Below are 13,725 nucleotides of genomic sequence, written 5' to 3' on the forward strand. Positions count from 1 at the left end.
AAAACTGAGTTAAATGAAATCCATAAAAGCAAAAAACAAATATCTTTATTTTCCTGCTCCTCTGAGGCTTTAAGCCAACTAAGAGACTTATGTAATTTAAGCTTTAAATCTTCCTTTTGTTCATACTTAATCTTTAAATATTTCTCTTTTAATTGTTTATAATTCATTGTGTGAGACCTTATTTTAAAACTCAAATCCAAAAATATCTTTTAATCCCCAACCTTTTTTAACTTCTATATCCTTGCTACCACATTTAGGACATCTGGTAACATTACTTATCCTTTTCATTTGATCTGGGGTTATACAGTCACCAATTACAGTCGCTCCTTCTTTTTTACTGTAACCGCAACTTTTACACTTTATTTTTCTTGTGGAATGTTTTTGCAATCTCATATCATATTCCTTTACATTAATCTAAAACCATAATAAAAAAATACTTTTGTCAATTAGAAAAATTATATATAACAATAATCAAGATATTTAGAGCAAAAAAAATTCATGTCTAAAAAACCAATATTTTATTGTAAAAAAGTTTTCAAAACATAATTTTTAAAGTTAATTACTTTTAAATATAAAATTATTTATTCTATCCTTAATTTTTTCTATGTTCCCTTTTATTTGTTCTATTGCAGAAAGACATGAACGGTACTTTTCAAGGTACTTCTGCCTGTTTACCAACTGTTCTTTCAATTCTTCCATTTCTTTTTTCATGTCTTCAGTCAACTCCGGTATAAAGGTATCCTGCACATTTTTAAGTTTATCGAGTATATTTTTAAGCGATCTGCCAACCTCCTTTTTCACATCTTTCATTATGAGTTTCACCACCCGGGCCTGTTCATTTCTCAGGGTCTGAATTTCACTGTTTCTGACTTCATTTGAGCTAAAATTCTCCCGAATAGTTTTTATATGGTTGTCAACATCGAGATCCACATGAGGGATGGTGATCCGTGCAACAGCGTTGGAAACAGGGATAAGTATATCATCAGGATCAAAATTATCGTCCGAAAAGTCAAAAAGCCCCTTTATGCTTTCCGTTATATCAATTTTAAACTGTTTGATATTGATAATATCTTTCACCGCACTGTGAAGCACTTCTTTTGACTGCATCACATAATCCTCCAGCTGGTCAAGGGCTTCGTGCACATTGGCGTAGCGGTAGGTTACGGTTTTATGTCTGGTTTCATATCTGTTGCCTGTTAAACTCCGCCAAGCAAATAAGCCCATACCTTTATCAACTTCATAACTTCTTTCTTCACTCCCCTGATTTTCTTTCACCTTTTTGGCCATTGTTGCGGCTTTTTCAATTTCCAGAGTGAGTTCTGAAAACTCTTTTTCAGCATTGAGGCTGTGTGATGAGAAAATGGATGATATCTTTGATTTACCCTGATCAATTTTGCTCACAATAAGCTCATGCTTTTTCTGCAGGGTATCAATATCGTTTTCTTCAAGATTTTTTTCCTTGTTTGCCACTGTATCTTCTATTGTCTTCAATTCGGCAGAAAACCCCTCCGAAAACCCGGAAACAATATTGTCAAAGCGTTCAGCGAGAATAGAATCCTTATCTTTTTTCACACGATCATATCGTTCACCAACTTCTTCCATATTTGCAAGGTTGCTCAGCATTTCCGGGGTAAAAGTAAAGTCATCGAACATCTCATTGAGCCGGTTAAGGGTATGTGCTTCTTCTTCAGACAGATTGTTGTAATGTTTGGCAATATCTGAGCAACGGGACGATATAAAAACCGGTGGAAATGACTTTTCAAGGGCCTCTTTAAGCGTTTCTTTCTGAATTTTATCCTTTACCCTATCAAAATTATTGCGAGCTTCTTTTTCCTTTCTTTCTGTAAGATCTCTAATAGCTGTACCGATATCATTGTATTTTTCGTACTCCTCAAGAAGAACACCATCAAACAGCGACCCGATCAGGATGATATTTCTGATTCCCCGTGAAGGAATATTCTGTGCAAGAAGTCCCATATCTGTTGAATCCAAAAACTGTGAGCAATAGGATAGGAAAAAAACGACATCACATTGTCCGATAAAATCCTCTGTTTTTCTGGCTCGTGAGATAATGGGATCATTCATCCCTGGAGTATCTACAATTTCGACATGCTTAAGTGCCGGAATATTCAGAGCAAGTTGAGAACTTTTCACTATTGGCGTGTATTTGCCTTGAGCTCCGACAAAGTCATTGAGTTTTCCAACAAGATCTTCTCTTGAGGCAGCTTCGATTGTCTTTTCCTTCCCAAGGTACTCCTGATAGTTAATACCACCTTTTCTTGCCATTTCAACAAGCTCAAGTGATGAATTCTGTTCCTGTGTCGGCTCCTGTATCTGCTCAATGGGCTTATTGTCCGGTAGCAGTTTCTTTCTCAATTTTTTACGCTCTTCTCTGATGCGTCTGTTTTTTTCTTCAAGGTCCTGCTTTTCCTGCGCGAGTGTTTCAATATTGTCCCATTCATCCTTTGAAAAGAACTCAACTGTGGCCTTGGGTTTTTCAGAGTAGGTGATCTTGGTGAGAGCTGCCGTCATGGGAGTTGCAGCTTTGGGAAGAACCTCGTCACCATCAAAAAGAAAGGTGTTGAGAAATGATGATTTTCCCCTTTTTATCTGTCCAATAACACCAATGCGCATAAGACGGTTCTCATCAATGGCGGTCTCTGCATCCCGTTCAAATGTTTTTACCGTGTTTTCAAGACGGCTCATATTGTCACGGGGAATCAGATCACGAAACTCATTGAGTTTGGAAACCTTTTTTGAATACCCGTCAACTTTGTTTTTGATTTCTTTCTGTTTACTCATTCTCTTCTCCTCCCTTCTTCATAACTCTGAAAGTCAGATCATCTCTGACAGAATGTGGTTCAAGGGTGGCCCCTTTTGTGTTCCTATTTGTTCCTCCATAAGCCGACATATGTCTATACTTATTATTATTTCCTCCACTATCAAAGTTACCCGGCTCGTAATAAAGATACTTTTTATTTTGTTTATGGAAGAATATTTCGGCTGTTGTGGGTTTACCTTTGCATTTTTTTTAAAACTGATTAAATCTAATATCTCTCCTTTTAATCTGACAATGTCAATTGCGTTGTTTTCATTTATATCATTTACCCATGTGACAAAATATTCTGCACCCAAAGGACTGATGCCGGTTACAGGGTTTGATAATTTTTCCTCTTCACAGGAAAAATTCCCTATAGTGGCCCTCTCTTTTTATATTCTTAAATCAAATCTTTATAGGATACTGATGAGTTTGGTTCGAAGACATTGTCTTTATTGCGAACCGATGAATACACCGAAAATATTGTTGAAGTGAACAGAGTCTGATGCTCTTCTAACTTCCTTGTATCAGCGGCATTTAATAGTCTGCCGCTTATTTTAATTCTACCATCAAGTATCGACCTTATTACTTCCCTAAAAGGTCGATTCAACAGTCCCAGAAGGTCATTTTTGTTGTTAATGACCTCGGAGTCAATAATCTCTTCCGATTCAGATGGAGAATCATAATCATAATCGGTTTCATCCTCGCCGTCTTCTTCATCCTCACCACCATCCCAGTCTTTCAAAAGATCCCAGGCAGTTAAGTTCGACAATGACGGGATTATTCCGATTGATGATCTGACAAGTTTATCAATTTCCTTTTCTGTTAACTTTCTTCCTAGAGACAAATCTTCTTTAATAAAGAAGACGTCCCCATTTTCCATTGTTTTTGTTCCAGGAAATGGTACCCTGGAATTAGTACTTTTAAAAATCATCATGGACTCCTTTGTTAAAATATAAATACACTAAATACACTATATTATATATATTTAAAACCTTAGTTTGAGGATATAAAATAGGGCTTTTTTTTATTATCATATCTGATATAAAACATATTAATAGTATAAATATAAATAAAAAGGAGAATTACGTGGTTGATAAAGAAAAGGTTGTTAAAGAGAGAATATATAGAGACTATATACTTGAGCATAAGAAATTAGTTGAACATTGGCTTCGAAACTATAGTGGTGGAGTTCATTAAACAGCATTTTCGTTATTCTAAGTTTCTCATGTCTCTTCAGCTCACTTTTTTAGTGGTCTTCTTTTTCCAATATATATCCTCAGGATATTGATACTCAAGAGAAGAGTGTCTTCTTTGAGTATTATAATAGTCACAAAACTCCTTCACATCATTCCTTAGCTTTATAAGAGAATCATACTCATTAATATATATATTCTCTTGTTTTATGGTTCTCCAAAATCGTTCAATATAGACGTTGTCTAATGCTCTTCCTTTCCCATCCATACTGATTTTTATCCCCTTCTGTTTTAGGAGGGAAGTGAACTCATTACTTGTGTATTGGCTGCCTTGATCTGTATTAAATATCTCAGGTTTTCCATACTTATTAAGAGCTTCCTCCACAACCTCTATACAAAAACTGGTATCCATAGTATTGGATATTCTCCATGAGAGAATCTTTCTACTATACCAGTCTATTACAGCTGTTAGGTAGGCAAAACCATGCTCCATAGGGATATAGCTTATGTCAGTACTCCATACCTGATCAACATGAGTTATCTCCACTCCTCTTAAAAGGTAAGGATACTTCTTATGCCCTTTATCAGCTACTGTTGTATGTTTTTGAGGATACAAAGCCTCAATATTCATCACTTTCATAAGAGTCCGTATTTTAGCTCGACCAACCTGAATGCCATGAGTTTGACGTATCTCCTGACTCAGACGACGAGTACCCATAGTGGGATTAATAGTATAGTACATATCTATAAGCTTCATTATTGCCAAATCACCATCACTCATACCCCGAGGTTTATAGTAGTAACGGGAACGAGGAAACTCAAGAAGAGTACACTGCTTATTCACTGAAAAAGAAGACTTTGGATCAATGAATTCCTCTTTCACAGAAGGTTCAATTTCTGACAGTTTTTTTTTAAAAAAGAGACCTCTAAAGTCTTTTCGCCTAAGAGATGAGTCAACTCATTATTCTGTTGACGAAGCTCTTTTACTTCACTTTGAGCCTGCTTGTCACCATCAAAAGCTGAAGTGGCATTAGCTAGAAATTCTCGTTTCCAAGTATGTATCTGATTAGCATGAACACCAAATTCACTGGCTAACCCTGGCATTGTTTTATCATTACGAAGAGCTGCAAGAGCTACTTTTACCTTAAAGGAACTACTGTGTTTTTTTCGATTTCCCATGATCTTAATCTCCTTGACTTACTTTAATCTAAAATATTTGCAATCAAAGAAACTTAAAAAATTGTAAAAGCTGTCTCAATTTAGCCGACCACTATAATTTTTCAAGATCTATTATAATATTGCTCTCTATAAAAAATTCTGTTTTTGTATCACCCTTTACCAAGAGATTATCAGCAAATATACATTCTAAAAACAACACGAATTGACGGTTTGTCACCGGTTTACAGCAAATACCTTCGACTTCTTCGACTTTATGGCTCCTCTCCCCAAAGAAAAAACAACTTGAAAAAAGATTTAAATCAACTTTTTCCCATTTTACATAAGAAAAGTTGTAAATATCATCAAAAATGGATTTTGCATCTATATCATGTATGGAAAACAGCCAGGAAAAGGCATTGTATATTTCCCTATAGCAGCAGTATATCAATCATCACACATAGATTTTTGTTTTCATCTTTATTTTTCACTGTTTCTGCAATTTTTTTGAGGACTGATTTTTCATCTTCCGAAAATGAAAAAGTTTCATACATGGTATTAATAAACTTTTTTTCATTTTCATGGAGAGTCCCATCTTTTTCAGCAAGCATCATACAGTCAACAACAAAAGTCTTTTTCATAAGGGGATCAGCGTTTATCTCGCCAAGCATTTCTTTAACCACATCAGGATTGGGATTTTCAGCAAATTCAACCATTTCATTGATTATATCATCACCCATATCAAAGGCTTGAATAAGATTTGAAATATACTCTTTCTCTTTTTCGTCTATTTCATCATCTACACTCATAAGAAGCGCAAGACCGTTAAGATAGAAATGTTTCATTGTGAGATCTGCTTTTAATAAAGGATGTTTTTCTGCAAGAATGTTAATCTCTGGCTGATTTTTAATTGTGCCCATTTCTATTTGAAGCATGTTTAAATTTTCATTCATTATTTACTCCTAATATTAATATGTTACCGTTCCCTGTTTCAATATCGTAAAAAAATCTTTGTCAGGATATCCATCAATAACCATGTCAATTGAAATACCGTTATGCTTAAGAGCATTAAGTATTTCATTATATGATTTTTTACCGATACCTCTAATTATTTTCAGTTCGTTTTTGCTTTTTATGAGATCTCCGAGCAGAAAAAAGTTATGTCTCTTCAGTATTCTCTTTACTCTCCTCGATAAAGGCAGTTGAACAATTTCCTTGTATAATTTTATGTTAATACACACTGTTTCATGATATTCAATGAGTGCATCACTCTTTACTCCGGCTCTTTCAGCCCATGAACGAACCGTTTTAAATTGTTTTTTTCTGAGACAATTATGAATGTCGAAGAGTTTCTTTTTTTGGATTTTATTCATTTTTAACAGCCGAAAAAAATCTTCTATAATCTGGATTTCATTTTCATGAATATATTCATCTATGTAGGCAACAGTAATAGCTTCAAGCATGAAATAATATCTGTTATTGAGATTTTCTTCCAATAAAAAAGAGGCAACTTCCTCAGATATATGGTCAGGATCATTTTCTACAGTACAAAGAATGTTTTGCAACTCTTTCAACGAGATTTCGAGGGTGTTCAACAGCACCGCAATATATGCTTTCTCCTTTTCGTGAAACTTCTTATCCGCCATTGCAACAATCACCATGCCATAAATATAAAGCAGTTTCTTTTCAAGACCTTTTCTTTTGAAAGGGTGGTTTTTCAGAGACAAAGCTGTTATTCCGGTAGCAAGTGATTCAAGTATTTGTTTCATTGTATGCTCCTTGTTATGTGGTGTACACAACACAGCTGTGTTTTTCCACATACTGGACGAAAACTTCATCTCCCGGCGAAAACATTTCTTTTGCTGCAATACCGGATTTTTTTGTATTTCTGTCGGTGATACAAGTGCCTCTGAGTGATCTTCAATTTTAATACCAACGCCGACTGCACTCACTTTTTTAACAATTCCTTTCATTTTCTTCAAATCTTTCTGTTTTCCCAGTTTTTCCTTGTTATTACAGCTGAACATTGCCTCAAAACGATAGGTTTTTACTTCATTACCACCTCCCTTTTTGCGGCGTGTTTTGTTTGTTGTATCAGCGGTCACTTTTAAATCCAGCTCTTTAAAAAGTGCTTCCATCTTTTCAAGAACCTGATCTTTGAGTTTTTTAATCTCTTTTTCGCTTTCCTGCAGCTTTCTTATGTCCCTTTTCTGTTTTCTCGCAACATCCCTGAGAGTCTGCTGATATGTATCTTCCATTTTCATATCAACACTACCTTTATTCATGACGGTTCTGCTCATTCTCAGCGTTTCAATTTCAGTTTTATGGTAACTGATAAACTCATCAAGGATTTCGTTGATTCTTCGTATAAGTTCTGTGCCCGGTGTTACTCTGTTTATTTTTTTAAAAAATCCCTGAGAACGGTTTTACTTTCAGAATATTCAATGTTTTTTGATGATGAAAAGCCAATCACATCGTATGTTGGAATTCCATTTTTCTTAAGGTCTTTTCTGGCAGTCTCAACAACTTTTTTTACTTCACTTTCAATTTTTTTATCCGCCTTGTTCATAACGACAAGCACTTCCAGTTCGTAGTCAAGCCCCAGGATAAAATTAATATCAGGCTCCGGAATGGTTCCATTTTGAATATCTACAAGCCAGATAAGATAATCAGCAGTTCTCAGATGTTCTTTTGCAATATGCTCATCGGTATTATTGTTCCTCTGAATAACATCATCCGCTTTGCTGTATCCGGGAGTGTCAAGAAAAGTGATGTTTGTATAGGGTATACTGGTCCGTTCTACAGATATTCTTTTTAGAATGTGGCTGAATGTAACATTGTATGCTGCATTGAATGCATGAGAAATAGCATGAAGTGCCTCCTCGTCAATTTCTGTTCGATGCTGAAACTGATTCAGGGCAAAAACAGCATTCTCTTCACCGTTGAGTATATAAGTCGGAATTGCCGTTGTCGGAGATGTATCGGTTGGCAAAAGATTTTTCTCATCAAGCAGTGCATTGAGGAAGCGGGATTTTCCCGCACTGAATCCTCCACCAACAGCTACAGTAAAAGTATTTTCAAGAACGGGGAAATTGACCACATCAACAAGATCTTCATACACTTTCTGAAGATCGGAGTAAATTTTTGCACTCCTCGGGCAGTCGTTATTCATTGCCAGCTCGAGAAACTCCTTATCAACCATATTTTCAAGGTCTCTTAGTATTTCTTCGCTCTCTGCAGAAACATCACTTTCAGCAGATATGAGTTGAGCAAGAAGATTAAACCCGTCGTCATTATTTTCAAGATAACGGTTTTTCGGTATTGTTTTCTCTTTTTTGGGCATATTTTTGAATGCATCATGTCCCATTATATCTCTCCGTATCCAAGTTGTTTCAGTTCATTTTTCCAGCTTATTTGTTTCTTTTCAAACTCATGTTTTGTTGTTTCAACAGATTTTTTCATTTCAACAAGTTCCTCCTCTTTTTCAAGAATCATCTGTTCGTGTTGCCTGCCGGCCTCAGATATAAGATGCTGTGCCTGTCGCTCCATCTCTGTTGCAGCAATATTTCTGACACTTTGCAGTGCAAGCTGATGTGCAGCCGCTTTATTTCTGCTCTCGTCTTCACGATCTTTTTTACCGGCAAATAAACCTATAACACCACCAACTAATCCACCAATTATTCCTCCAACCGGGCCACCAACCATAAAACCAATACCGGCACCGGCTGCACCTACCGTAATTGTAGCAGATTTTGAGCCTGAAGGCTCACTGGTTATTGCGGGAAGAGTTTCTGGGCTTCCTCCATATTGTTTGAGGTTGTCACGAGCTTCTCCAAGAGCAATATCAAGTTCCTGAGCAGCCTTATTTCTTATTTCTTCAATTTTTCTTATGAGTATCGGGCGAATAAGCGAGGTTATTGTACTTTCAATAGACCCGCTGCTGTAAGCTGCTTCTATTGAATGCAAATTTGCGTTCACTACTTTTGTTGCCTCTTCAATAATTTCATTTGAGCCATCTTCAACCATTTCTCTGCTTACTTTTTCACAAACAGATGCAAATTTACGCTTCATTTTTACTTTTTCATGGGTAAGAGTTTCAATATCTGCTTCAATTTTTTTAGCCGGAAGATTACCAGTATTAATAAGAGCTTTCAGCTTATTTGCAATATCTCTTTGTAGTTGCTCAATTTCTTCAGAAAATCTCCGTTTTACAAGATCATCCATCGTATCATTTATATCTCCGATTATTTTTTCAAAGTCATTGATATCTTTATGCTTTCTGTCAGATTCAACTACTCCGACAAAAACAGGATCTAAAAGACGCTTTTCCATTTCTTTTGAAAATTCTTTCTGTATTTTGTTGATATTATGTGTCATGTATTTTCGAGAAAGAATAAAAGAAGGAAGAGGCACATTATATGAATCAAGTTCATCTATAAAGTGCAGCAATGAGGCGTTGAAAGCATCTGCCGGTGCGGCAACCGCAATAAAAAAGCTGCTGTTTTTTGCATAGTTACCGACCGCTTTTGTGTGTGCCTGTGTATTTGAGTCGATACCCGGCATATCAACAATTACAATATCTTTCCAGAGTTTCAATCTCGGATTGTTAAGATAAAGCTCAACAAACTCTATCTGTTTACATTCTTCCGGATCTTTTGGTATTTCAGCAACTTCACAGGTTTTTTCTTCTCCTTCACTATAATGGAGAACTGCTTTTTCCTCTATACCGTAATGAAGTTCAGTTGCAAGGGCTGTTGTTGGAGCGGTATCTACACCGAGAACATCTCTGTTAAGCCATGCATTGAGAAGTTTTGACTTCCCGGCACTGAAACGGCCGATCAGGGGAACTTTTGCTTTAAAACTCTGAATATCTTGAGCAGTTTTTTGTATTCTTTCCACAGTTTTATCAAAATTGTTTTCTCTACAGATTTTTTCAAGATTTTTAAGGATTCCTAAATAGCCCTTCTTCTTTGTTTCTTTTTGATCTTTGTTAAAATAAGCAATCATCTCTGTCACATAGTCCACTGCAGGAACAGAAGCTAAGATATCTGAACCGTATTCTTTCTGCATGACCTCTGCTACTTTTTCAATCGACTTGTGACCGTCCATATACTCCTGAACTCCGGAAAGAACAGGGAAAAAGATACGATCCTGGTTATTCATAGGAAAATATTTATTGTTACTGCTGAATAAAGCATCATTTTTATGTTCATGTATATAAGAAATATGAACAGCAGGACTGATAAGGTCCCGGTCAATAATTTCCATTTCACGCAGTGCAGAACGAAAATAAGGAAGCGGTATTTCTTTTTTCAGTTCTGGTAGATCTGCAGCGTATGATTCCACAAAATAATGAACTTTTTCAACAATGCTTTTACCTCTGCTGTTGTCAGAAAGAGAGCCTCTCCAGATTTGTATCTCTTTAAAACCCTCAAGAGATTTTACTCGGTCAGATACTTTTTCGATTTTATCATTCAGAGCTAAGATAGCTTTTCCCGTAATCTCCCGCATCTTCTGTAATGCCTGATTCTGCAGTCTCTGTTTCCCATACAGGTTATTTACATGAGACATGGTCAGATTTATTTTATTTCCCAGCCCGACCATAGCCTCAAGGGTAAGAGCACTCCTTTCAGAGAGTTTCTGAATCATTTTCTGATTTGCATAAATAGCCCGGTGAAAATCAGCATTTATCCCTCCCTGGATTTTCTGGTTTTTACCTGTGAGGTTATTCCATATTCTTTTCCAGAACCCTTGATTGTAAAGAAGTCGTATTTTTCCGGGCGTTGCCGCAAGGGTAGTGATTCCGTTAAAAGCTTCTTTTATAAGCTCATCAGAATTATCTTTCATTTCATCAATCAAAGTGTCAACAGCATCTTCAATGATTGCCTTTTCACCGTCTGAAATCTGTTTCTCAATAACCTCTGATACATCCCCGACACTGAGTGGGGCTGGTTCAATATATCCACCAGTCCATTCAGCAATGGTAAATTCCAAAGAATTCATCTGTTCATTTTCCGTTATCAGTTTTTCGGGAAAGGCGTTACGAATCATTTTATTTTGAGAAATAAGTGTTTTAAATGAATTGTGCTGGTCACCAATGAGTTCAGCATTATGGGTGAATCGTTTTTCAGAAAGCATAAAATCATACAGATCCTGAAGAACTTTCATTGTCTCAGTATATCCTGCCTGTATAAGCTTATCTGCTTTTTCTGGAGTAAAATTCATTGTTCCATCAATAAGCCCACCCACATTTTCACTGGGAACAATATTCCAGATCCTTTTATTTCCCGCCTGCTGTCTACTTCTTTCCGTATTTGCATCATTTGCAAGATGCACCACAAAAACAAATTCAGGATTGTATTCCAGAACCTGTTGAACCGGAGTGTTGTCAAGAACACCTCCATCATAGTATTTTTGTCCCTCAATCTCAATTGGATTAAAAACAATAGGGATGGCAGCTGATGCAAGAAGCCAGCTTTTTATCTCTTCCGGACTCAGGTCATTAATCTTCCTATATTCGGCTGAAACCTGTGGAAATGAAGTTGCACAGACATGAACAGGGATGGTGTCTCGAAATTTATCAAAATCCAAAGAGTTTTCAATAAGTCTTTTCAAACCATCCTGAGAAAACCAGCCAAACCCTGCGGTAGCAAGAAGAATTGGTGATATATGTGTAGCTAGCATAGCCGCACCTGCAATTTTTGAAGCGGCAATTGTTGTAATGATTTTTTCAGGTTTCCAGGCAAGAATCTGATCCTGTGAAATATTTTTCCATATTGATTCAGCCCTTTCGCAGGGAATAGTTGCAAAAAGAGCAGAATTGAGTGCTCCCACAGAAGTGCCGGCAACAGCTTTAACATATTTATCAATGTTGTACTCCCTCAAAGCCTTCCAAACACCTATCTGATACGCTCCCTTACCGCCTCCTCCTGAGAATACAAGACCAATTTTTCTATTTTCAAAATCTTTAAGCATAAATCCTTACCTTTAAAGGGAATGTCCATAATCTTCTGTAAATAATCACATAAGATATTTCGTAAATCTTTCTCCGAAATGAGCAATAAGTTCAGCTCTCATTTCCACCCATGCACTGATCCTACCGCACCACTTATCCGTAAGATTATCCTGGGCCATATAAAGGGATTTCATAAGAGCCTGATCGCTTGGAAAAACGTTCTTGCTTCTTGTTACTTTTCTAAACTGTCGGTGAAGGTTCTCAATGCTGTTTGTCGTATACATAATCTTTCGGATTGCCTTTGAATAGCTAAAGAAAGGCGTTAGATACGCCCAGTTCTTCTCCCATGATGTAATAACTGCATTATATCGGTCTCCCCACTTATCCTTAAGCTTTTCAAAGCACATCTCAGCCATTTCCAGGGTATCAGCGGTATAAACCTCTTTAAGATCTGCCATAAAGGGCTTACGGTCCTTGTATGCAAGGTGCTTAAAGGCGTTTCTGATCTGGTGAACAACACATTTCTGAATAACTGTTTTAGGGAAGATGGCTTCAATAGCTGCATCAAATCCCGTCAAACCATCCACACACGCAATAAGGATCTCCTCTACGCCGCGATTCTTCAAATCCGTAAGCACAGAGGTCCAGAAGATGGAACTCTCTGCTTGTCCGATCCAGATACCAAGAATTTCCCGCCTGCCCTCAGTATCAATGGCAAAGCAGTTATAGGCGGCCTTGGAAACATAGTGACCATCCTGCTTTACCTTAAAATGAACCGCATCCAAAAAGAGAATCGGGTAGCAGGACTGCAGGGGACGATTCTTCCACTCCTGGACCATTATATGGACTTTATCCGTAATCATGGAAACTGCAGACGAGGAAAGACTGGCACCATAGATCTCCTTGATATGCTCCTGAATATCCCGGGTACTCAGACCCTTTGAGTACAAGGATAGAACCGTGTCTTCAAGCCCTCCCAGACGCCGTGTATGCTTAGGTATAACTTTGGGGGAGAACTCTCCATTCCGGTCATGAGGAACCCGTATATCAAGCTTTCCCTGTTCTGACTGAATAGTCTTCTTCTTATACCCATTACGGCTGTTTCCGGTGTTATTTCCGGCTACTGAATGCTTATGATAGCCGAGATGGTCGACCATCTCGGCTTCCAAAAAGCCCTCCAGTGATTTGCCCAATAAACGCTTAAGGATGCCATCTTTGCCCATGAGATCCTCATAACTTGATGCCTTCCGAAGTTCTTCTCCAAGCTTCGAAAGCTGGCTATCTGATAAATCCATTTTTCCTCCTGTTTAAAATGAATTTACAGAAAAAAATATACATTCCCTGTTTAAAAATTATAAGATATTAAGATATTAAGATAATAGATTAATAAATAAAAAACAACAAAAACAATTTTCAGTTTCCCCTGTTAGTAGATCAAGACAAAAAGGTGTCAAAAATATATGGCACTAAAGGTTTATTTACAATCAAATGAACAGTCTATGTCATAAATAAGGAACAAAAAATTATCTATGCCAAAAAAGGTAAACCGCCAGTTGAGGAAATCATAAAACATATTAAATAATGCAACATATTTGCTGCAT

10 protein-coding genes are annotated in these 13,725 nt (G+C 36.9%); all 10 read right to left on the minus strand.

Annotated features, from left to right (window positions below; genetic code table 11):
• Nucleotides 1-183: 183 nt before the first annotated feature.
• Nucleotides 184-393, minus strand: coding sequence for a hypothetical protein (locus tag CALK_RS11115; RefSeq protein WP_022637768.1), 210 nt, complete (start codon nt 391-393; stop codon nt 184-186).
• Nucleotides 394-555: 162 nt separating this feature from the next.
• On the minus strand, nt 556-2,802 hold the full coding sequence (locus CALK_RS11120) for a dynamin family protein (RefSeq protein ID WP_022637769.1): 2,247 nt from the start codon (nt 2,800-2,802) through the stop codon (nt 556-558).
• 416 nt (nt 2,803-3,218) lie between these two features.
• Entirely contained in the window at nt 3,219-3,752 is a 534-nt protein-coding gene (locus tag CALK_RS11130) for a hypothetical protein (RefSeq protein WP_022637771.1), read from the minus strand.
• Between the two features lie 302 nt (nt 3,753-4,054).
• On the minus strand, nt 4,055-4,897 hold the full coding sequence (locus CALK_RS11135) for an IS3 family transposase (RefSeq protein WP_022637772.1): 843 nt from the start codon (nt 4,895-4,897) through the stop codon (nt 4,055-4,057).
• The gene (locus tag CALK_RS11140) at nt 4,894-5,193 is read right to left on the minus strand and encodes a transposase (RefSeq protein ID WP_022637773.1); all 300 of its coding nucleotides are present in this window, start codon (nt 5,191-5,193) and stop codon (nt 4,894-4,896) included. The genes CALK_RS11135 and CALK_RS11140 overlap by 4 nt, the downstream gene beginning before the upstream one ends.
• A gap of 407 nt (nt 5,194-5,600) precedes the next feature.
• Nucleotides 5,601-6,122 carry a tellurite resistance TerB family protein gene (locus tag CALK_RS11150; RefSeq protein WP_022637775.1) on the minus strand — a complete coding sequence of 174 codons (522 nt, stop codon included), beginning with the start codon at nt 6,120-6,122 and terminating at the stop codon, nt 5,601-5,603.
• Nucleotides 6,123-6,137: 15 nt separating this feature from the next.
• The gene (locus CALK_RS11155; protein WP_022637776.1) at nt 6,138-7,454 is read right to left on the minus strand and encodes a DNA-directed RNA polymerase subunit alpha C-terminal domain-containing protein; all 1,317 of its coding nucleotides are present in this window, start codon (nt 7,452-7,454) and stop codon (nt 6,138-6,140) included.
• A gap of 110 nt (nt 7,455-7,564) precedes the next feature.
• A complete protein-coding gene (locus CALK_RS11160) occupies nt 7,565-8,536 on the minus strand; it encodes a dynamin family protein (protein WP_022637777.1) in 972 nt (323 codons plus the stop codon).
• A complete protein-coding gene (locus CALK_RS13380) occupies nt 8,536-12,144 on the minus strand; it encodes a patatin-like phospholipase family protein (RefSeq protein WP_022637778.1) in 3,609 nt (1,202 codons plus the stop codon). Before CALK_RS13380 ends, CALK_RS11160 begins: the two co-directional genes overlap by 1 nt.
• Nucleotides 12,145-12,189: 45 nt before the next feature.
• Nucleotides 12,190-13,419: an IS256 family transposase gene (locus CALK_RS11170; protein WP_022637779.1), complete on the minus strand. Its 1,230-nt coding sequence runs from the start codon at nt 13,417-13,419 to the stop codon at nt 12,190-12,192.
• Between the last annotated feature and the right edge of the window lie 306 nt (nt 13,420-13,725).

The organism is Chitinivibrio alkaliphilus ACht1 (assembly GCF_000474745.1).
GTDB lineage: Bacteria > Fibrobacterota > Chitinivibrionia > Chitinivibrionales > Chitinivibrionaceae > Chitinivibrio > Chitinivibrio alkaliphilus.

Coding starts and splice junctions, on each gene's coding strand:
- CALK_RS11140 (WP_022637773.1), bottom strand. CDS start 5,193: ATGGGAAATCGAAAAAAACACAGTAGTTCCTTTAAGGTAAAAGTAGCT.
- CALK_RS11155 (WP_022637776.1), bottom strand. CDS start 7,454: ATGAATAAAGGTAGTGTTGATATGAAAATGGAAGATACATATCAGCAG.
- CALK_RS13380 (WP_022637778.1), bottom strand. CDS start 12,144: ATGCTTAAAGATTTTGAAAATAGAAAAATTGGTCTTGTATTCTCAGGA.
- CALK_RS11130 (WP_022637771.1), bottom strand. CDS start 3,752: ATGATTTTTAAAAGTACTAATTCCAGGGTACCATTTCCTGGAACAAAA.
- CALK_RS11120 (WP_022637769.1), bottom strand. CDS start 2,802: ATGAGTAAACAGAAAGAAATCAAAAACAAAGTTGACGGGTATTCAAAA.
- CALK_RS11150 (WP_022637775.1), bottom strand. CDS start 6,122: ATGAATGAAAATTTAAACATGCTTCAAATAGAAATGGGCACAATTAAA.
- CALK_RS11170 (WP_022637779.1), bottom strand. CDS start 13,419: ATGGATTTATCAGATAGCCAGCTTTCGAAGCTTGGAGAAGAACTTCGG.
- CALK_RS11115 (WP_022637768.1), bottom strand. CDS start 393: ATGAGATTGCAAAAACATTCCACAAGAAAAATAAAGTGTAAAAGTTGC.
- CALK_RS11160 (WP_022637777.1), bottom strand. CDS start 8,536: ATGGGACATGATGCATTCAAAAATATGCCCAAAAAAGAGAAAACAATA.